The following is a 19,175-nucleotide window of genomic DNA, read 5'->3' as shown; positions in this document are numbered from 1 at the left end:
TTCAATGGGGCCACGCGTCTTCACGCGTGGAAACTCGAACGACGCCGGCGCATGAGATGGTTTACCTGCTCACGCTTCAATGGGGCCACGCGTCTTCACGCGTGGAAACTGAAGATCCGACAATGGACGCGATAGGCTTTGCGGCGGGCTTCAATGGGGCCACGCGTCTTCACGCGTGGAAACGGCGCGCCCTCTAACGTCACCTATCAAAGAGCTTAAAAGCTCGAAAGCGAGAGCTTGCCGATCAAGCGCCTCAAGCCTACTACTCATCTCCTCATCGTTCAAGTCAACTCCTTTAAATTCAACAAGCGAGCGCCTCCCGGCAATGCGCGCATCGGTGAACCGCTCGCATGCCAATTTACACAATCAATGTCCGGCGTTCGAGATCTTCCGTCTTCAACCGCTTGCCTATCGTCTCGATACTTTGCTTTCCTCGTGCATCCGCCGGACCGATGTCTATCAGCATTACCTGATCCTCAAGGTGGTCCAAGATGGGGCTGAGGTCTGAAATCAGAAGTATACGCTCCGATGCTGACAGGTCACAGCAAAACACCGAGTATTGAAGCGGTTCTCCGTAGCCGAGCATCGTCTTGTGAACCAGCCGCAGCCGCTTCGGATCGCAGATGTCGTAACTCACGATATACCTTGTCTTCATTTAGCTACCTCGTACAGAACGGAGCGTAACCTGCGATCTCGCCCGTCAGAAAACGTCCCAACAAACGAGCTTGGACTTCAAGTATTCGCCGATAGCTGACCGAATAGCCGAACACCGGATGCGTCACCTCGGTATCAAGCCTTCGCTCGTACGCCTCGAGCACTCGCTTCCTGCCGTCCGGCTTAAGCGCCACAGACCCGGCCCGAGAGATGAAGTCCGAAGGCCGTATCTCGCCGTTGTTGATCAGCCCTATCACAACCGAGTCGGCTATCAAAGGACGAAACTCTTCGATCAGATCCAGCGCTAACGCCGGTCTCCCGTATCGAGGCTGATGGAAGAAACCGAGGTAAGGATCAAAGCCTGCTCCAATAAGCGTTACAACCATGTCTTTAGTCAGCATCGAGTACATAAACGACAACAACGCATTTACCGGATCGCGCGGCGGGCGCCGGTTGCGCGACGTGAAGTCGAACGTCGCGCACGCGTTGTCGCTCACCTTGAGCATCCGTGTGAAGTTGCCGAAGTAGTCACGCGCCGCGCTGCCCTCCAGCCCGAGAAGCTGTTCGAGGCTCGCCGCCTTCTCCGCTCTGTGCCGCCATTCAGCGAGGCGATGAATCACGTTGTCGGTGAGCTCACGCCCGTTGCGGCGAAGCAGGGTGCGCGAGTTGCGAATCTTACCCGACACGAATGCTTGTGCCAGGTACAGGCAGAGATTCTTCTCACCTGCCGCCTGAAACTGTCTTCGTCGCAGCTCGATGTTCTTGTGAGGCGGCGGGGTCGTCACAGCCGACAGCCATCCGCCATATGAGAGATGTAGTATCGTCACATCGCGCGCAGCCAGTTCGCGCAACGCCTGCGCGGATAACTGCACGTTGCCGAAAAGGCTGAGCTGCGAGACCTGCATCAACCTCGCCTTGGCCACCACTTCTTTCCTGTCGCGAATCTCCAGAAGGTCACCCTTCAAGCCTACGCTGTGGCCCTGACCCTGCACGTACAGCGCAAGCTTGTCGTCGCGCGCGGGCACCAGATTGCGAACGCGCGGCTCGGGTCGAGAATCCGGTTCTTGAAGCGGCAGCGGCAGTTGAGATGGGCCCAGCAGGTTCACTTCATCTGGTAGACAGATCCCGACGAGTGAGCAGCGCGGGCACTTTGGCGAATCAACAAGCGGCGGCGGTATCTGCCCCGACTCCGCCGTGCTTCGAGCTTCGTTGAGCATCTCCAGTGTGCGCGCTATCAGCTCAGCGGTGAAAGGGACCGGCACGCGCTCTTGAGATTTCGCGTAGTAGATCACTCCTTCATCACAGTTGTAGCCGTTGTCGCGAAGCAGCAAGCCTTGAAGACAGAGCTGTACGCGCTCGGGCTCCCACGCCCGCTCGGGTGTGTCGGGCGCCGAGCCGCGCTTGTAGTCAACAGGAGTTACCCATCCACTCTCGCCTTCAAGTAAATCAATCCGAGCAATCGCGCCGAGCTTCTCCGAGCCGACGTCAATCGAGCGCGCGTGAATACGAACCGAGTCCTCCAAATCAGCGGCGGCCGGCGCCGAGCCTGATTGAGTGTCCACGCGGCGATGAACGAACTTGCCTTCGAGCGTGTCGGCGGAGTGGTCCCACTCCTGTTGGACGTATTCGAGATAGAACAAGCGGGGACAGTATGAGAACTCGTTGATCATTCGAGCGGGGAATTGTTCTGGTGAGAGGGATTGGGCTGATGACATCGGCAGACCTCCTTCGCTTCAGGTCCAGACTGCGAGGCTCGTCTCGCATGTTCCGGGTTTCCGGTCTAGTTGTTTCGGACTACAGAGGCTTCGCTTTTCGTTAAGCGCGTCTGAGAATTCAGTCTTTGATTACGCGCTTCAGACAATTGCGTTATGCGTGGTAGCTATTAGTACGTTGAAGGCTCGAATAGGATAGGGCGAAGTTCGAGGAAAGTCCACGCTTAATTGTTGTTTCGTAGTCCCCGTTTCGTAGTACCCGTTTCGTAGTACCGCCTTCAGGCGGAATCTTGGCCATTAGGCGACTAAGGAACTTCCGCCTGAAGGCGGTACTACGAAACGGGTACTACGAAACGGGGACTACGAAGCCAACTCTAGACGTCCCACTTCTTACCGTAGTCCAATAACGGATACTCACCCCATATCCGTGTTGCTTCGTCTCTCCCCACTAGCTCAAGGAATTCCTTCGCGCTCGACCATATCCAATCCTGCCATTTGTCGACGTAGCCGTGGTGAACGGGGTTGTGATGTATGTAGTTGACCGTCGCCCAGAAGTGCCGATCCGAACGGATAGCCCGATCGAAGGCCCGGTGCCAGACCTTTCGTCCCCTGGCGCCGTCCTCCTGATTCCATTCGTAGGATGAACGGCCATGGAATTGACCGAGCGTCTTAGTTAGCCGCTTCAGGTCGTCGGTCCGCACTAACAGATGATAGTGGTTTGGCAAGACGCACCACGCGTAAGTCTCTGTTGCTGCCTGACGGCAGGCAGCCAGCACGCAGTCTTCGCAATCGCTCATCCGGGCTGGCTGTTTTCCGATTATTTGAGCGTGCTCGAAGCAGGCAGCGCTGACGAGGTACGTGTCGCTGATTCCAAGGTCCCAATGGGGCGGCGAGTGAAGCGGCTGATGGCGGCGTCGGCGGTGCTCGACGATTTCGGCGCGCTGGGCAGGGGTCATTTTACGATAGTCGTACATTGCTCGGTGAATGGTAGTTCGCGTTTCGTAGTCCCGCCTTCAGGCGGAATCCTCGTTGAGTCTACGCCCGCCACCTTGTCAACGTGGGACAACGAAGGGATTACAAACAAGCTCAGATTCCGCCTGAAGGCGGGACTACGAAACGCTCCCACTACGAAACGCTCCCACTACGAAACGCTCCTGCTAACGGACTACGAGACTGGCAGAAACAATCCCAGCCCGAAGTGACAGGCGAAGCCTACCGCGATTGGGCCGCGCACCGGCTCTGGAAACTCGATCTCGAACCCGGCTAAGCCGTTGCCCTTCGTCCCGTTGTATCTCGTTGTATGAAACTCCAACCATCGCACCAATGGCCGGCCTTCGACTTGATAGCCTTTGACACGCTTGATCGAGACGGGCTCGGGCAGCCCGCGATTCTTCAGCTCGCGAATGAGTTGCCCTTCGGGAAGATCGCGAGGCCTTGGAGGTTTACCGCCTCCTCGATTGGGAAAGCGCGGCAGCGAGAACGGCGTGACCGATCTCCAGCGCCGAGCCTCGGCGAAGATCGAAACCTCTTTTCCAAAGATCGAAACGTCCGAGAGCATCTCTTGTCCGCCAAGCCCGGTGAGCACCATTCTGACTTCGGGCCGATTCCCCGAACGAAAGATAGTTCTGAGGGACCCGAGCGCTTCCAGGTCGCCTTCATCGAAGCCTCGCGGAGCATAGATGGTGATGTGATCGATCCGCCCGTCGTGATCCTCGTCGGTAGGGAAGTAATGAGCGTGCTCGTGCCCTTCGAGCGGAGTCCCGTCGGTGAGTTTGCCGGTAATGGCTTCGGAATGAGAGGTATCAACTCGATTGCGAATGAGCGCTCGTCGAACTTGCTCAGCGAAGGGCAGGGAGTCCTGAACCAGCGGCAGCACCGTTGAATCGAGCGCGTAGTGCGCCACCAAGGTTACGGTTTTCGTTTTGCTCCTTCTGCGTTCCGGACTGAACTGGCGCGGCGTTAGGATGCCCGCCGGTCGCGCGTAGGTCACCCAATGCGTTCCAGTCGGTTCAAGTTGTTTGTTCTTGCGCATTGTTGATGTATCAGTCTCAAGAACCTTCATCAGTTTGTCAGCATCCAGTTCCTCATGGGGCATCAACAAGCGGATGGTCTCTTGTCCGCTGAGACTGGTGGTGCTATCAAACGGCAGACTGTTGATCTCGAGATTTGCAGAAAGCCCTTCCACTTCTCCATCGCCGAGCAGTTCCGCCTCGCACCAAGATTCTGCACGCCCAAAAGTGCCGAGGGCAGTTAGCAGCGTCGCTAGCGCTACGCGGTCGGCTTCGTCAAGGTTGGCTTCATGCCACACCCAAGAGAGTTCATCTTGCGGGCCGAGCGCAACGAACGTGTCAAAAAAGAACGGAATGTCTACTACTGTGATCTTTCCGTCTGTTTGTTTCTTTGGTGTTCCGTGCGCGTTGTCGTAATGACGCGTGTGGGCGACCGCAGCCAGTGGCAAATGAAACTCCGGCGGTGTGCGCAGCGCGGCCACGATCCGACGCAGTTGCTCCTCCGTAACCTCATTCAGACACGCGCGGCGTGCTGTGGCAATCAGCGAACGCAGCAAGCGAAACAATGATGGCGGGTACTCAACGACGCCTTCGTTCACGTGATGCCCCCAGGGCGTAGCGTGCAGCCTGCCCGCGAGAAACCGCATTTTGATGGCGATCATTGCGCATCTCCTTCTGGGTTGGTTAAGGCGGCGGCGTTATCCGTCGAGACATCCTTCTCCTTCTCAGCCTTCTTCAACGCCTCTCGGGCCTTCTTCAATGCCTTCTCAGTCAGAGTCGGCGCCGTTATGAGGGTCTTGGGCGACTCGCCAAAATCACAATCCTTAATCAAATTGGGTAAGCTCGATTGAAGTTCCTGAAGAAGCTCCACCGAGGGAGCGAAAGAGAGTCCCTCGGGACGCTTGACGGCCAGGCACTTCAGTTCAAAATCACAGGCGGTTCTAAGTCGCATTCCGCCTTCGAGGAATTTCACTATCTTGTAGATGGAGAGCGCGACCAGCAACCTGTTGGCGGGGTCGCCCAGTCCGTAACCGCGCATGGAAGCGAGATCGAGGTTGAAGTAGGCGACAACGCTCTCGGCTACGTATTCAGTTCTTGGATAAGGGATACTCTTGGCTGCATCGAGATTTTTCTTCTGCTCGATCCCGGAGTAGCGAGCGAGAGCATCAACGCCCGTTGGGTCAACAGTTTCATTTTTGACTCCGCCGCTGGTTGCGGGAGCTACGTTGATCGCTTCAATGAAACTTGAGAGAAGGCGCTGCAATCGAGCGCGTCCCCCTGCTATGTCTTTTCTAGCAAAGAAGACTCCATGCAGAAGCGAGCAAGGGTCCAGCTTGAAAACGCCCTTCGCTAGAGCCCTTCGATTCACCTCGCCTCCATCCACCTGTTGAATCGAAGTCAGGAGATTTTCTCTGAACACCTTATCGGTGATGATATAAATCGAGTTTAGCCGGTGTGCTTCCCGAATCGAACTGGTTTTCCGGGTGTTGCCCAAATCGACAACGACATGCGGCAACCCCTTTAGCGGCTCCGCGATTTCGTCTTTCGCGTCGTCCCAGCAGACCGCTTCGAGGCGGTTGGCCATTGACTGCGCCGACTCAACCAGCAGCATCGGCGTGCCATCCGGTCGTTTGTAGACTGCTGCGCCCAGGTCTGGAAACCCCGTCGGCTGGAAGCGATCTCCTTGAACTGGGTGAAGTGATGCCTCCACAAGTAAGCGAGGTTGGTCTTCCAGCGCGTCGAGCATCTGTTGCAGTTTGTCGGTCATGTATTCTCCTTCGATTGTTAATATCAAATTACGTTGAACACTGCGGCCCTGCGCGAGCTGAAGCGGATTGTGCTTCTCCGAATGATGCTGATCAGCTCGTACGGTGGCTTCGTGTTGTGATCATCCTGGGACAACTGGGCGCAGGACCAGTGCGGCTAACGACGCGACAGACCGTACGCCAATCGGGACCAGTAGTGCGGCCGCTAGCCGCGCACCTTCATCTTCTGGAAAGTGGAGCTGACTGGAGAATGGCACAAGTCCCGAAGAGCGTAGCCTTCGCTCGGCGGTCTCCAGAGCGTCGGTGATTCGACCCGCGCGTAGCAGCGGGACTATGCTCGGCTCATGCCGAATCGTTACGGGCTCGCCAAGTGGCGCCCGGCTCAGTTCGCCGTCGGGAAGAAAGAGTAATTTCAGGAGCGCGTAGGCTCTTGGCAGCGAGGGCGGAAGTGCGATCGATGCGCCGGTCGATCGCGCGGTGACTGCGCTCCAGTCGATGAGAGCGAGACCGCGCAGCAACTCTTCAATCCGCTCGTCATCTGTCTCGGCGCGAAGGAATAGATCAATAGCACCGAGTGATGCGAACTGTTTGCTCGACAACGCCGGATGTGAGGCGCCAGCAGTGCGTGCATCTATGGAACACCGGTGCAGGACAGCGGCAAGATTGTTGGCGAGGGATGCGGTGCTCCAAACAGCACCAGCATCATCACTGGTCCAGTTGATCCCGGCCTTGGTGATTTCGACCGGCTCAATGTTAGTGCGGAACGGGCCGCGCTTGCCCTCGCCCGTGATCGAAGCAATCCCGGTAGCGAGTTCAAACTCGAATGAGTTGTCGTCGCACTCGACAGCCCAGCGCTCTGTTAGACCAGCGAGCGGTCGCAATCCTTGTTCGTCGCGGAATCGTGGGGTTCTCGCAAGATCGTTTTCTGCTGAACCAAGCGCGACAAGAGTAGCCCGCAGATGCTCTGCCTCTCCACTGGCGCACAGATTGAAGATGGCGTCTTCTATGCTTGTCCGCGCACGAACGAATCGAGGCGGTGTACGCTTGGCGTCCCTTGTTGCTCCGCGCAATCTTTCAATCCAGCGGTCCACGTCATAGATCAGAGCGGAACTGGGCCGCTCGTGCACCTCGAAGCGTCCGAGCGGCGCTGCAAGATTGGCCTGTCCGTTGCGCTCGATGAAACCATATCGCTGGAAAGCATCAATACCACGGTCAACGCCAAGCTCGGCTACGGCGCGCGCGAAATCAAAGCCGGACCTGGCCACGCGCTTCTGCGCGCCGCCAAACTGCACGCGCCCCTCGCCGAAGATATGCGCGACTTCCGCGAAGCTCGCTAAGCGGGACCACAACGGCAACCAGATTTCAGCACGCATTTTCTCGCCACCAACGGCAGTGCCGTAGCCGACGGCGGAGTTTCTGGCGGTGAAAGGAAAGGAAGCTCGCGACCGCGCTCCGGCAGCGAGTTGACGAACGGTCGCGCTCGCCAGAACGAGTGTGCCTTCGATGGCGAGAATGAAGTCCCAGGGGTTCACAAAGGAACCTCCGCTCACTCCCTGCGATGCGTTCGCGCCGCCAGCGCCCGCTGGGTGGAATTGGCCGACGGCGGCGTTCACCAACCTCGCGGACCGATCGAGAAAGAGTGCGCCGCGAAGCTGCTCTTCGCTCTGCTGAGTTCTTTTGTCTATGTCCCTCGGCCGGCCGGCATCTGCTATCAGCTCTGGGAGTACTTCCCGCAAACGCCCCATGAGGTTCTTAGTGAATTCCAAGTGCCCATCGATTGCGCCCGAGCCAAGCAGCGGAGATTCTGAATTTGTCTCGCTAAGCACGAGTGCAGCGTCAATCCAGCTCACGGTCTGATCGCCAAGACGATTTCGGCAGGCTTGAACGATCGTGTCTTTTCTGGCGACACGACCTATCTTCTTCAGCGCGCCTCTCAACTTCTTAACTTGGCCCAGTAGCTCTTTAAGGGTTCTGGCACGGGTCTGCTCATCATCGCCTAACTCGTTCTTGTGAGCTCCAAGTTGATCAATTGTCATCTCGGCTAGAGGAGTGGTGTCCTGAAGAGAAGAAAGCTGTACCCTGATAACTGAAACGAGATCCTTCCACTCCTCACTCCTACTATCGTTGGAGTTGGCTGTTGCTTCTTCAACCAAGCCAATCATCTCTCGGACATTCAGATGACTTATGGAAGGCAACTCCGGGAACTGCATTATCTGGTTGATGACTTGACGATAATTTTCAAGTCGCTTGCTGTTACTAGCTTGAATTGCTTCTCGACCAGAAGTGTCATCGCCATCGTAGAATCCACTCCCACCATTCCACGGTGCGACGATTGGGGTTGGACTGTACTGATTGAGGAAGAACGCGACCAGCTCATCTGCCGTCTTTTCTGTTTCCAACGCGAACGCATCGCCACGCCAAGCCCCGCGTACCTCGGCATCGAAGCATTGTTCGGACACGAGCCGAAAGATGCCCAGCGCTTTGAGATAGTGAATCAACGGTTCAGGTGCGCAGCCACGGAGCAAGATTTGATTTCGCATCACACCGTCTCCTTCGCCCAGTAATCTTGTGGATTGCTGCTCGCCCGAACGTCGGCCGCGCGGATCAGGGCTTCAAGAAACGCCAAGCGGAAGACGCCGACGCGGTCGCGGAGCGTGATCATTCGCTCCAGCCACGAACGCGCGCCATCTTCGCTCGCGCCAAGCAGCATCGGTTCGAGATCGAGTGTGACAGCGGGTTTGGTTAGATCGCCGAGGTCGAGCGCTGGCAGTTCGTCATTGTCCCAGATGCCGCGCGCGAATTTCTTCTCGCGGTCGTCAGGTTTGTCTTCGCCCGGTAGAGCCCGGATGCTCAGGCGGACTTTGCCGTGATGACACGCAGCTAGGTAGACGACCAGATCGCTCGCGTCGGTCTGCAGCAGCGCCAGCGCGCTCGCCAGTTCGTGACGAAAGCGTGAGCGTTGATGTCCACGCTTTCCATTCGCCGACGTCCGACTTCGATCCGATTTGGCGAGCAGGACTTCGCTCAAAGAATCTTCCATTCCGCGATGCAACGTTTCCTGAAAGACTTCGTGCGCCTTGCCCCAATCATGATGGTGGGTGGCGATGACCAACTCGTCCCGATACTCATCAAGCGCAAGAGTGCTGAGGGCTTGTGTGATCGCTTCGGCGGCGGTTCGGGCTTCCCGTGAATGAGCAGCGAGCGTTTGCACGTACCGCTTGAAGCTGTCCGGGTCGTCGTTTAACGCGTCGTTTTGGTCTGTCTCGACTTCAACGACAGGCACGGTCCGCTTGAGGTTCTTGTCCCAGCCGGTGAGCTGATCGTAGCCGCCAGCCTTGACGTCGACCAGCAGCGTCAATCCAGGACGCAGCTCCTCTTCACTGATCTTTTGCCATTCCCCGTCAAGCGCGTCCCACCGCCATGCCCGACGCGCCGTCTCTTTGGTCTTGATGAACTCTCTAAACTCTCCGATTGAAACCGGGCATAGTTCGTCGTGCGCCAGTCGCGGCTCGTGGCGGGTCGGCTCCTGCCCGTTGAGGTTCCGCCATGCCACCGAGACGTCACGTACATCACCGCCGCGCACGAACCGTGAGACATCGAGGTCGAAACCGGACAGGTCAGGCGTCGTATCAAAGAGGTCAATGAGATCGCGGCGGCGCAGCACGTGCGCTGGCGCAAACTGATCGTGGTGGGCGATCTTCTCGAGGTCGGCGGGCGACCCTGATTGCATCTCCTGCAACAAGCCCTTCGCCGTCTTCAGATTTTCCCAGTCGTAGGGCAGCGCGATCTTGCGTAGTTCCTTTTCGCCAAGTTCCTCTTTGTTAATCAGCTTCGCATCACCTTGGTCGAGCGGCAGATCAACCCAATAGATAAGCGCTTCTTCAGGCTCGCCCGTGCGATTGCAGCGACCGAAACGTTGCACGAGACTGGCGTAAGGCGCGAGGTCGGTGATGAGCAGACGGGACGATATGTCTACACCCGCTTCAATGACCTGGGTTGCAATGATGATTTTGCCGTTGCCGGCCGGCTTTTCGTCTAGCATCGTCGCCCACAGCGCCCGCTCTTTTGGGCGAAAGCGCGAATGCATCAGCTTTAGTTCGTCATTCGAGAAGCCCTCAGACAGCGCGCTGTAGAGTTCACGAGCGCGCGCGACGCGGTTTACGACGGCAAGGGTCTGTGTCCCTGGCTTGTGTTGCCTCTTGATGAAGTCTGCCAAACCATTGGGCGTGCGACAATCCGGCGGAGCTTGCTCGACGATCTTCCTCGCGTTCAATCGTTGTTCGAGTATCGGTGTGGCGCGGTCAGTCTCGGAAAGCTCCAGCTTCGTGAGGGCGTCGACATGCGAAGCCCAATCAACCGTCTTCAACCACTCGCGGTCGAGTGTTGCTGACATCCAAATCGAATGACACGGACCAAAGGTCCTGAACTGCTCACGGAATGCGGCGAGTTGCGTCGAAGTTGCCAGGCCGTCACTCATCAATTGCACTTCATCAAAGACCCAGAGGCAATCGTTGTTAAGCAGTCCGTAGTGGATAGGCCACTTAAACCGGCTCATTGCATAACCGCGGTTGAGCGCACGCGAAAGCAGCATGTCTTGCGTGCCGATCAACAGGCATTCGCGTTCCGGTTGTGCTTCCCATTCGTTGTCAACATCGCCACCCATCAGAACGTGAATGCCGAAGCGATCTTGTAAGCCCAGCCGCTTGACCGCTTCGATTGCGACGCGGTGGGTCTGCTCAACTAGCGTGCGCATTGGCAGGCAATAGATCAACCGCCGGCCGACGGTAGGGTTACTTTGAAGCCGTCGCCACAGCCACGCGCCCAACACTGCCGCTGTCTTACCCGCGCCGGTCGGTACGTTCACCAACGAAGGCATGACCTCATCAGTTGCTAGCCGCGTTTGATAGTCGAACGGCTCAAGGCCAAAGGCTGTTTCGAAGAAGTCGCGGAAGTCTTTGTTGGGTTCACTCATCGATGCTGCTTGTCCTTTCACTTTTCATACATCTTCAATCTTCAAGCTCTGCGATAACTTTTCGCGAGGCTCGATGCGCACTGCCTCTGGCGCGAGCACCCGCACCTGAAAGCCGTACTGCATCACAAATCGTTTCACACCATCAAGCGCCGTCACCGTCATCCCGATTTGCAGGCGACCGTGCGGCAACTCCTCGCGTTGCTACATCGGGTGAAACGGCGCGCGCTCTCACGCATCCAGCGCGATTGGTACTCGTCGAACTCGATCACTATTTCACTGGCTGGCTGCCTCGGATCATACCGAAACCGGAGTCGAGATAGCCCGTCAGGTCGAAGCCCCGGAGGCCCGTGGAAATGTTCGTCGGTCACTACGAGTTCATTTGCTATTCTGAAGTTAACGAGCAAAACGAGAGGCAACGCTGTCTGCGTGGATCTCTTACCCAGGAGTTCGGTTGCGTTAACCGGGCGCAAGACTATCCGAACCCTGCGCGTCGTGTCAATGATTACGCGGTGAGTTCTGTAGTTCCGTCCCTAAACGGGCAACAGGGTTTACGCCGTGGACAGCAACCGCGTAGCAGTTGACTAAAGTTTGGAATTTCAACCCACGCAGTGGGCGGCGGCGTGTAGCCCAGGGCAAGTCTTCGCAGCCCTGGGTTAGCATGCGGCCGGCGACCGAAAGCCCACGCAGTGGGCGACAGACGAGTAGACGAGTAAGCGATGTGCGAAGCTTCTGCCGCCCGTTGCGCGGGCTTGCCAGCCAACGTGCCGACCTCCCAGGGCTGCGCGGACTTGCCCTGGGCTACACGCTTTCGCCCGCTACGCGGGCTTAGCAACCAAGAAACTCTCTCCACAGAGTTTCAATTCGCAGCTTCAAAGCTTCGTCGCGAAAATTATGCAAGTAAGGTGAGAACTTCTTTTTCTTGGTGTTGTACAAATCGAAGATCCCAACGGTTTGGTCTGCCACCATGATGTAAACTCTCGCGAACTGCTCGTTGTACACTCGATCAAAGCGAGCGTCAATTCCCTTGACCATCAGGAATTCGATCCAGGTCTCCGTCTTTTTGATCAGCTCCGCGGCCAGGGTCGTCTCTACAACAGCAGGCTGAATCGACATGGCGCCCTTCTTGGCCAACAAGTCTGCTCTATCATTCCAGCGATTCCCGGTGTGACTATCAACCTTGTGCCAATGAATCTTGATGGGGCTCTCGCGAACGAACCTGGCATACTCTTGGGTCAGAGGCTGATTTGTCTTCCATCGGCCCGTCGCCCATTTCTCAATCCCGAGGTAGTCGTAATAGATCGAGACCTCATTGATCGAATGCTCGCGGCACCAATTCAAAGCCTCCTTCACGGCAATCAGTTCGCCTGCGACCTGACGCGTGTCATTGACCTCGGATGCGTCGACCGCCCCGGACAGTTCATCCACTACGTTGCCATCTTTGAGTATGACCGCGCCGTAGCCTGTTGCGCCGTTGATGAACGATCCGTCGACGTATATCTCATACGTTGAGTCAGCCTGTTTGCTGGCGGGCGACCGCCCCTCCCAGCATTCTTGCAACAAGGGCGCGATCGATTTGTCCTTTAACTCGTGCGTCTTCAGCGAGAACGAATCTGACTTCGCGCTGTAGTAAACAACGGCGGCGCCAAAGTCTTTTTCCTTGCTTGAAACGGCGATCTTGAGTGTGTATTCGCGAAGAGAATCGTCGATGATTTCGGCCTCAATCCCGGAGGCCTTTAGCGCGCGGATGAACTTGCGGGCGCGGCCGCGCAGCTTAGGTTCGAATTGATATTTAGCCACAAACGGATTCTGAATCAGAGATCGAGGGCGGTCAATCGGCGGCGATGCAAGGGAAAAGTGCACTTGCAGTTTCGCCTAGCAGGCTGCTGAAAAAATCGGTAACACACAACGGTTACGGCCAATCCCACCAACGCAGTTGGTGGTTCGTTCATACCCAGCCTAACTCTCCGCTCGGATTCACTTTCCGGCTGATGACAGCCAGGTTGGATATGAACGATCCACCAACTGCGTTGGTGGAATTCGGGACCGCCGCCCTGTGCTGCGTGTAGGCTGAGTATGAACGCACCACCAACTGCGTTGGTGGGATTGCACCTGAATACTTGTGTGGTCATCGACTTTTTCAGCAGCCTGCTAGGGCTTCACGGGTTCACGTGTTTGGTGCATCCGGCGGGCCCTGGCCTTCCGGCTAGATGTTCTCAAACGTCACACGCCCCTGCTCATCGCCAAGCGTGGTGGGCTGGTCAGTGTCCGGTTCGCGATTTCCTGCGTGGACCCAGGCGATGGCGAGCCCCCGAACCCTGGCGCGCGCGACTATCTCGCCGGTGCCGCCCTCGCCTTGAGCATTCTGGCCATCCCAGACTGTTATGAGCACGTCCGCATTGTTCAATACGTACTCTCCCGCCGCTTCGTATGCCTCTTCTCGTGTTGCCGCTGAAGACATCTCCTCTATTTGATCGGCGCGTTGCAGCAAACTCAAGAACTCCGCACGCGACGTTTCGGATTTGAAATCGCTCAAGTAATCAGACTTGGGGAGCGGCAAGGGCACGATCAGTCCGGCACCCTCCCGCGCAAGGACGCGACGGGCCGCGATGCGGTCGGCGCCTTCCGCGAGCGCCGAGATGATTGTCAGCCGCTCTCCCGGAAACGCCTGCTCGATTCGCCGAATCGCCTGTTCCACGCCTGCTTCGATCTTGTCCGGTTCGGCCAGTATGCGATGTCCCGTCACTCCGATGCGTATCAAGCGTTCCCCTTTCAGAAATGTCCGGCAAACTTCAGTTTGTCGCTAACCTTCACTGCGAAACTTTTACAACGGTGTAGCCTGCCTGCGCTAATATTTTCGGGATGCCTCGAACCAGCACTCGATCTTTCTCTTTCTCTTGCTCGGGCAACTCGCCGGGTCCGATCGCCGCCGCTTCACCAGGACTGAGACGCGCACGCTCATCGTCAGCCGGCTTGCGCCAGGCCAGCAAGTCCTTGTGGAGTTGGTTTGACTTGTCAGTTTCGGGGGCCCAGCGCCATCCTGCATCGATCTTGGTCTTCATCCAGCGCTCGTGTTCCATTGCCGCCAACATCTCCAGGTCCGCGCCGGGAAAGTCGAAGGGCGGCTCATTGCTGCGAGCGGGAATCATCACATATCCCGCGCGGGCGAGCTTGTTTGAAATATCACGCACGTTGCTCCGATTTTGTTGCTTCTCGTCTTCGGGGAGTTCCGAGTAAGGCCTCAGCGAGCTATGGGTCTTCAATTCGTCGTCAGTCTGCTGACCGAGCCTGTAGCCTCCATCAAGCAACTCCTGGACGAATACTTCGTGCGCCGCCTCCGCCAGTTTCTCGAGCAGCTCGTCCTCGAGTTCCATCCTCTGCACCAGCGCCTGGAAGTCATGCGCGTCGACGTGTAGATCGAGTTGCTCCACAGCGGGCAAACACGATCGCTCGAAGCGGTGCTTGCCTATGAGCTGGCTCATCGCGATGACTGATTCGATCGATCGAACACCGTGTTTATACTTGCTCGTATGCAACAGCGCCCTGAGCACGCCCGAGTCAATATTCAACACGTCTTTGTCGCGCTTCCGTTCGAAAAGCTGGGCAGCGTCGCGGCTCAGGATCGAGCGCAACAGAATCGCTCGGCGGATAACGTAGTACGGATCGGACGTCGTCTTGGGGGGATTAGGACCGAGGATGTTCACGTAGCCTTTTAGCCTGCTGATGAAGTCGGGCCCCTTTACATCGCGGAAATCCTGCTCGGACATGCCCTCACCAAAGGACCCCATCGTCTCGCTGACGCCCCCGGCGAAAACGAATATCGAGCGTCCGATCGGGTGGCTGATCTGTCCCTGTTGAAAGCGGCCGTCTTGCATCGGAGCGAGAAAATGGCGAAGCCATCCGAATCGCTGCCCGTTGAGAGTCGTGTCGAATTCGTCCCAGAAAACCAGAGGGATCAGCCCGGACAAACCTGCATCGCGCACTTGATGCAACGCGTCGAGCACATCACCGGTGTCGCTGAACTGCGAGAGGTTGAATTCAAGTACCTTGATCTCTCCCGGTCTGAGCGATTCCGCGACCTGAATGACGCCGAATGATTTGCCCGAGCCTGGCGCTCCGAACACAGCGATTGAGAGCGGGCGCTTTTGGCGCTCTTTGCGGCAATACTCGCTGACAAGCGCGCGTATGCTGCGGAAGCTTTCGATCTCACGGCGGTCGACCGTCAGCAGGTTTCCGAACTGCCCGAGCGGCACATCTTTCAAGGCTGCTTCCGCCCCTTCTTCCACGATCTGCTCCGCAACCTTGCCCAGGCTATCCGTGTACCGGTCTTCAAGAATGGTCCAGAACCCTCGCTCCAGTTGCCTTCGCGTCTCGGCAGACGGCTCGGTAACATAAATCAACGGGTCCTGAACCTCGGCCACCGAGAATTGCGACGAGTCCTTGCTTAGCTCGGAAGCGATCAGCGCGGCCGGGAATGCGAGCGCGGCGTCAGGCGCCGGCGCACCCCGAGCACCGTATCCCTCCAGGTGAAGCTTGCGCATAGCGCCGAGTCCGCTTTGAATTCCTCGATCGATGTCCGGCGCCGCCGCCGACAGCATCAACTGCCGCGCGATGCCCGCGGTCAAACAGGACGTGTAGCCGATCATGTTGCCTTCGTAATTCTTCCCCCACATGCCTTCGATCACTTTCGGGTCGAAGAACAGACGGCACCTGGGCGCGGCATCCTGCCGTCTCGAAAGCAAGAGTGCGCCAGCGGTGTCGAACGAGATCACCACGTGAGCGCAGTGTGAGAGCGCGTTGACTCGCGGGTTGTGAACGAGTTCCCAAGCCAGGTCTTGCGCCGTGCGTTCCCAGGATAGCTCGCGGCTGATCTGCACTTCCGTAAGACGGAGATCGTTAACCGACATCACGACGATGAGCCGGCCGGCATGGTGCTTGTGCAGATGGTCCCACAGTTCTCCCTGCGCAACGGGCCGCGCCATCTTCAACAGGATCCAGGGCTGCGCGTTCTCACTCGCCAGCGTTCGTGGCCAGAGTTCAGGATGATCTCGAAAGCCAAGGTCCGCATCATCCAACACAACTATCTCGGCTTCAGGCGTATCGTCCTGCACCCGCTTCCACTCGGCCGCACCCGCGCCGGTTGTGCATCGGTCGAGCCCGAGAAATTCACCGACCCGCCATGCCTGCGGCGGTTTGTCTTTGCCGCGAGAACTCTTGACATCGTAATCGAACAGCGACCACATCGCATATGAGTGATGGAATCGAAGATCAGCGGGGAGGGCTTGATCTCGGGGAGCTCCCATCTCGCGCAATGAGTAGTCGGCCTGTCCGGAAAGCCTCAACTCGCCGGCAACGGCTTCGATCAGATCGGCGAGCAACGCGGCCCCCCCTCGCTGCCAGTAAGCGCGCGTGCAATCATCCGCGTTCCACGCATCTCCGCCGCTATCCGAGCGCCGAGTGCGGGCGAGGTTCCAATCCATCGTCACGTCTCCGGTGACAACTACAACTTTGGGATTATGGGTGTTGGTCATATGTGCTCTGAGGCTCGATGGGTGGTCGTGTGCTTCGTATCGTACTTGCCGGGCCCCGTCAGGAAAGAAGCACTTCGGGATGCTGGTTCGCAACGCTGAGCAATTTCAGGGCGGCGTCGCTGGGCACGCGCAGACCCTGTTCCCATGCCTGCAAGGTTTTGACGCTGACATTGAGCAGGCGCGCGAACACCGCTTGCGAGAGGTTCAACCGTTGGCGCAGATCGATGATTTCCCGTTTCGACATCGGCTTGGGCGGCGCTGGAAGCACAGTGATTCGAGCGTTGATCTGTTCGCCGCGGGAGAATTGCAACGCCTGGTCAAGCGATTGAATCAATTCGCCAAACAGCTCATGGCTCATGTACTTGTCTGTCTTCAGCTTCCTGTTTTCTCTCTTATTGGTGGGCTTCATGACTCATCCCCTTTGTTCGCCTCTTTGATCCTCGCAATCGCAGTAGCAACCTGCCGAACCTGCTCCGGTGAAATGTTGGACTGCTGGTTCTTGCTGAAGAATAGCAGCAAAAAGATGCGGCCGCGATCTTCAAGATACAGATAGATGTAACGGAAGCTCCCGCTTTTTCCGCGTGAGCTGTGCGGATCAGCGATGCGCCCCTTGCGCGCGCCACCTGTGCCCCTAATCATCGGCCACCGCTCCGGGTCAGCCAGTAGATCAGCCTGAATTGCATAGAGCGTCTCGAATGAAGCCAGTGCCTCAAGCTGACGCGAAAACACCGGGAGTTCAACGAACGTATAGAGCTTTCGGCTTTCCGCGCTCACGGGGTCATTCTCCTACCAGGTAGGATAGGAGTCAAGTTCTTAGGGGTTCTCAATCTTTGCCTCGACTCAAATTCCCCTCGGCGGCTCAGGTTTATTTACCTTGAGACGCTTCCACCGAGGGGGTTGCGGCCCACGGTAGCCGCTACACAGCGCCGACACGTTTCGTTCATCATGGGCGTCAGAGGCGCAACCCCGTTGGGGTTGGGACCCATCGCGATCCGGCGTCCCAAGGTAGCCGAGTACGACAACCTTGGGCTATGAGATGCAATCCCGTTGGGATTGTCCTCTAATGTCGGTTGAGTTGACTTGCATCTCACTCGCCAATCTCAACCTGCTACTCAATGTCCGAGCGTCGTTAAGCGCGCATCAGCCCGGATTTCTTGCATCCCGCAAAGCATTCGTCGCGGCACAACATTCGCCTTCGGGAAATGCTGTTATGCAAAGACCAGGCGATACAATCCAGAACGTCAAGCAAGCGGGGCCGCGGCCTCACACAGAAGCGCTCATCCTGATGCGCGGCCTTGCTCGGCGCTACAAGAACCTGGTCAACAGAATCAGCAAAGCCGAGATGAATGCTACCTTCATTGAGTACGAGATGTTTCAACTCTTGAAGATGATGGAGGAGATCTTCGATCAGGGCGCCAAAGACCTCGCGGGCGATGTTGGTCCAATCTCTGGCCGGGAACCGCAACCGAAAAGCAATAAGCCGCTTCGGTATCTTGCGGAATCGGGAACGGCATTGCTCGAGATCAAAGCCCGCCCTGATGGGATGGCCGACATCCGAATCGATGGCGGCAAGCAATTTACACTTCCTCCGACGCTGGCGGATCTGATGACTGCTCTTTCAATCGACAACGGGTTGAGCGAGGACGCATTTGTGGGATGGAAGACGATCAAGGAAATCGCCGAGTATCTGACCCGGCAGTCGGGCAGGCCGGTAAGCAAGCGAGCGATCACTCAAAATGTTTACCGGCTGCGCAAGGAGCTTTTCGACCGCGGAGGCGTGAACCCGTATCTGGTTCAGACCAACCGCCGGCGCGGAGTCAGATTCGCCCTGCGGCGTAAGCCGAGCCCGGTGATCACCAGCGACCGGTGATGATCGTTATGAGCATAGGCCGGATAAACGCTCTTGTCGCAGGGCGAAGGGCGCAATGCTAACGGTGATGTTGGGCCTGCGTTTCTGACGCCGCGAATCGACGCGCGATCATCAATGTTCGGGGAATGTATGGCTCATCTATGGGTAAGAGACGAGGCGGAACGATGGGCGGTCTTACCGCTCGGACACGAGGCGTTCACGTTGGCGGCTAATCCACCCCAACCGATTCGCCGCCCGCTCGGCGAGGGCGACGCGCTCTCCAGCATCTTGCTGGTGAGCGCTCGTGGCGCCCAGAGCCCTGACTGGGTGCTAGTCGCCGCGGCGCGCTCGGGCGTTAGCGTAAACGGCGTGCCCCTCGCCGCGGGAATGCGGGTCGTCGTGGATCGCGACGAGATTCACATCCCCGGCGCCGGCAGTCTCTACTTCTCAACTGAAAGCCTTGCCAGAGTCGAGGAGTTGCCGGGTTCCGGTCAAACCTTGTTCTGTCCCCGTTGCAAGCAGGGGATTGAGAACGCCTCAAGCGCCGTCAAGTGTCCAGGGTGCGGCGTGTGGCACCATCAGACTGAAGAGTTGAATTGTTGGACCTATTCCGAAGTCTGCGCGTTGTGCGCTCAGCCAACCGATCTGTCGGCGGGCTTTCAATGGACGCCCGAGGAGCTGTGAA

Annotated in this window: 15 protein-coding genes and 1 CRISPR repeat array (1 of these 16 only partly in view); of the genes, 2 read left to right on the top strand and 13 right to left on the bottom strand. The window is 57.5% G+C overall.

The window, feature by feature from the left end; all coding sequences use genetic code 11:
* A CRISPR array of direct repeats spans window positions 1-183; the repeat unit is 36 nt; unit sequence GCTTCAATGGGGCCACGCGTCTTCACGCGTGGAAAC (it extends 2,995 nt beyond the left edge of the window).
* 175 nt (window positions 184-358) lie between these two features.
* The 13 genes from cas2 to AABO57_02255 all read right to left on the bottom strand — a co-directional run bounded on the left by cas2 (window position 359) and on the right by AABO57_02255 (window position 17,415).
* Window positions 359-655, bottom strand: a complete 297-nt coding sequence (gene cas2 / locus AABO57_02315; GenBank protein ID MEK6284552.1) for a CRISPR-associated endonuclease Cas2 — start codon at window positions 653-655, stop codon at window positions 359-361.
* A gap of 4 nt (window positions 656-659) precedes the next feature.
* Window positions 660-2,369 (bottom strand): CRISPR-associated endonuclease Cas1, encoded by a 1,710-nt coding sequence (gene cas1, locus AABO57_02310; protein ID MEK6284551.1) that lies wholly within the window; start codon window positions 2,367-2,369, stop codon window positions 660-662.
* 371 nt (window positions 2,370-2,740) lie between these two features.
* On the bottom strand, window positions 2,741-3,340 hold the full coding sequence (locus AABO57_02305) for a transposase (protein ID MEK6284550.1): 600 nt from the start codon (window positions 3,338-3,340) through the stop codon (window positions 2,741-2,743).
* Window positions 3,341-3,531: 191 nt separating this feature from the next.
* Window positions 3,532-5,037: a type I-U CRISPR-associated protein Csb2 gene (gene csb2, locus AABO57_02300; protein ID MEK6284549.1), complete on the bottom strand. Its 1,506-nt coding sequence runs from the start codon at window positions 5,035-5,037 to the stop codon at window positions 3,532-3,534.
* On the bottom strand, window positions 5,034-6,143 hold the full coding sequence (gene cas7u / locus AABO57_02295) for a type I-U CRISPR-associated RAMP protein Csb1/Cas7u (GenBank protein ID MEK6284548.1): 1,110 nt from the start codon (window positions 6,141-6,143) through the stop codon (window positions 5,034-5,036). The genes csb2 and cas7u overlap by 4 nt, the downstream gene beginning before the upstream one ends.
* A 120-nt stretch (window positions 6,144-6,263) precedes the next feature.
* The gene (gene csx17 / locus AABO57_02290; protein MEK6284547.1) at window positions 6,264-8,681 is read right to left on the bottom strand and encodes a type I-U CRISPR-associated protein Csx17; all 2,418 of its coding nucleotides are present in this window, start codon (window positions 8,679-8,681) and stop codon (window positions 6,264-6,266) included.
* Entirely contained in the window at window positions 8,681-11,113 is a 2,433-nt protein-coding gene (cas3, locus tag AABO57_02285) for a CRISPR-associated helicase Cas3' (GenBank protein ID MEK6284546.1), read from the bottom strand. Before cas3 ends, csx17 begins: the two co-directional genes overlap by 1 nt.
* A gap of 24 nt (window positions 11,114-11,137) precedes the next feature.
* Window positions 11,138-11,302, bottom strand: a complete 165-nt coding sequence (locus AABO57_02280) for a WYL domain-containing protein (protein ID MEK6284545.1) — start codon at window positions 11,300-11,302, stop codon at window positions 11,138-11,140.
* A gap of 636 nt (window positions 11,303-11,938) precedes the next feature.
* Complete coding sequence (locus AABO57_02275; GenBank protein ID MEK6284544.1) at window positions 11,939-12,910, bottom strand: RNase H family protein; 972 nt, start codon at window positions 12,908-12,910, stop codon at window positions 11,939-11,941.
* A gap of 406 nt (window positions 12,911-13,316) precedes the next feature.
* Window positions 13,317-13,871 (bottom strand): hypothetical protein, encoded by a 555-nt coding sequence (locus tag AABO57_02270; GenBank protein MEK6284543.1) that lies wholly within the window; start codon window positions 13,869-13,871, stop codon window positions 13,317-13,319.
* 49 nt (window positions 13,872-13,920) lie between these two features.
* Window positions 13,921-16,641, bottom strand: coding sequence for a RyR domain-containing protein (locus AABO57_02265; protein MEK6284542.1), 2,721 nt, complete (start codon window positions 16,639-16,641; stop codon window positions 13,921-13,923).
* Window positions 16,642-16,699: 58 nt separating this feature from the next.
* Window positions 16,700-17,050, bottom strand: a complete 351-nt coding sequence (locus AABO57_02260; protein ID MEK6284541.1) for a helix-turn-helix domain-containing protein — start codon at window positions 17,048-17,050, stop codon at window positions 16,700-16,702.
* Window positions 17,047-17,415 carry a type II toxin-antitoxin system RelE/ParE family toxin gene (locus AABO57_02255; GenBank protein ID MEK6284540.1) on the bottom strand — a complete coding sequence of 123 codons (369 nt, stop codon included), beginning with the start codon at window positions 17,413-17,415 and terminating at the stop codon, window positions 17,047-17,049. The genes AABO57_02260 and AABO57_02255 overlap by 4 nt, the downstream gene beginning before the upstream one ends.
* 436 nt (window positions 17,416-17,851) lie before the next feature.
* On the opposite strand from AABO57_02255, the gene AABO57_02250 reads away from it, so the two are divergent.
* Both AABO57_02250 and AABO57_02245 read left to right on the top strand, forming a co-directional pair.
* Window positions 17,852-18,511, top strand: coding sequence for a hypothetical protein (locus tag AABO57_02250; GenBank protein MEK6284539.1), 660 nt, complete (start codon window positions 17,852-17,854; stop codon window positions 18,509-18,511).
* Between the two features lie 129 nt (window positions 18,512-18,640).
* Window positions 18,641-19,174, top strand: coding sequence for a PHD finger domain-containing protein (locus tag AABO57_02245; protein ID MEK6284538.1), 534 nt, complete (start codon window positions 18,641-18,643; stop codon window positions 19,172-19,174).
* Window position 19,175 lies beyond the last annotated feature (1 nt).

It is taken from the genome of Acidobacteriota bacterium, from assembly GCA_038040445.1.
In the GTDB taxonomy this organism is placed as follows: Bacteria; Acidobacteriota; Blastocatellia; order UBA7656; family UBA7656; genus Onstottus_A; species Onstottus_A frigus.
This window is presented reverse-complemented; position numbering and strand designations above follow the sequence as displayed.

Excerpts from the sequence above, each read along its gene's own strand:
- cas2 (MEK6284552.1), bottom strand. The coding sequence starts at position 655 with ATGAAGACAAGGTATATCGTGAGTTACGACATCTGCGATCCGAAGCGG.
- cas1 (MEK6284551.1), bottom strand. The coding sequence starts at position 2,369 with ATGTCATCAGCCCAATCCCTCTCACCAGAACAATTCCCCGCTCGAATG.
- AABO57_02305 (MEK6284550.1), bottom strand. The coding sequence starts at position 3,340 with ATGTACGACTATCGTAAAATGACCCCTGCCCAGCGCGCCGAAATCGTC.
- csb2 (MEK6284549.1), bottom strand. The coding sequence starts at position 5,037 with ATGATCGCCATCAAAATGCGGTTTCTCGCGGGCAGGCTGCACGCTACG.
- cas7u (MEK6284548.1), bottom strand. The coding sequence starts at position 6,143 with ATGACCGACAAACTGCAACAGATGCTCGACGCGCTGGAAGACCAACCT.
- csx17 (MEK6284547.1), bottom strand. The coding sequence starts at position 8,681 with ATGCGAAATCAAATCTTGCTCCGTGGCTGCGCACCTGAACCGTTGATT.
- cas3 (MEK6284546.1), bottom strand. The coding sequence starts at position 11,113 with ATGAGTGAACCCAACAAAGACTTCCGCGACTTCTTCGAAACAGCCTTT.
- AABO57_02265 (MEK6284542.1), bottom strand. The coding sequence starts at position 16,641 with ATGACCAACACCCATAATCCCAAAGTTGTAGTTGTCACCGGAGACGTG.
- AABO57_02260 (MEK6284541.1), bottom strand. The coding sequence starts at position 17,050 with ATGAAGCCCACCAATAAGAGAGAAAACAGGAAGCTGAAGACAGACAAG.
- AABO57_02250 (MEK6284539.1), top strand. The coding sequence starts at position 17,852 with ATGCAAAGACCAGGCGATACAATCCAGAACGTCAAGCAAGCGGGGCCG.
- AABO57_02245 (MEK6284538.1), top strand. The coding sequence starts at position 18,641 with ATGGCTCATCTATGGGTAAGAGACGAGGCGGAACGATGGGCGGTCTTA.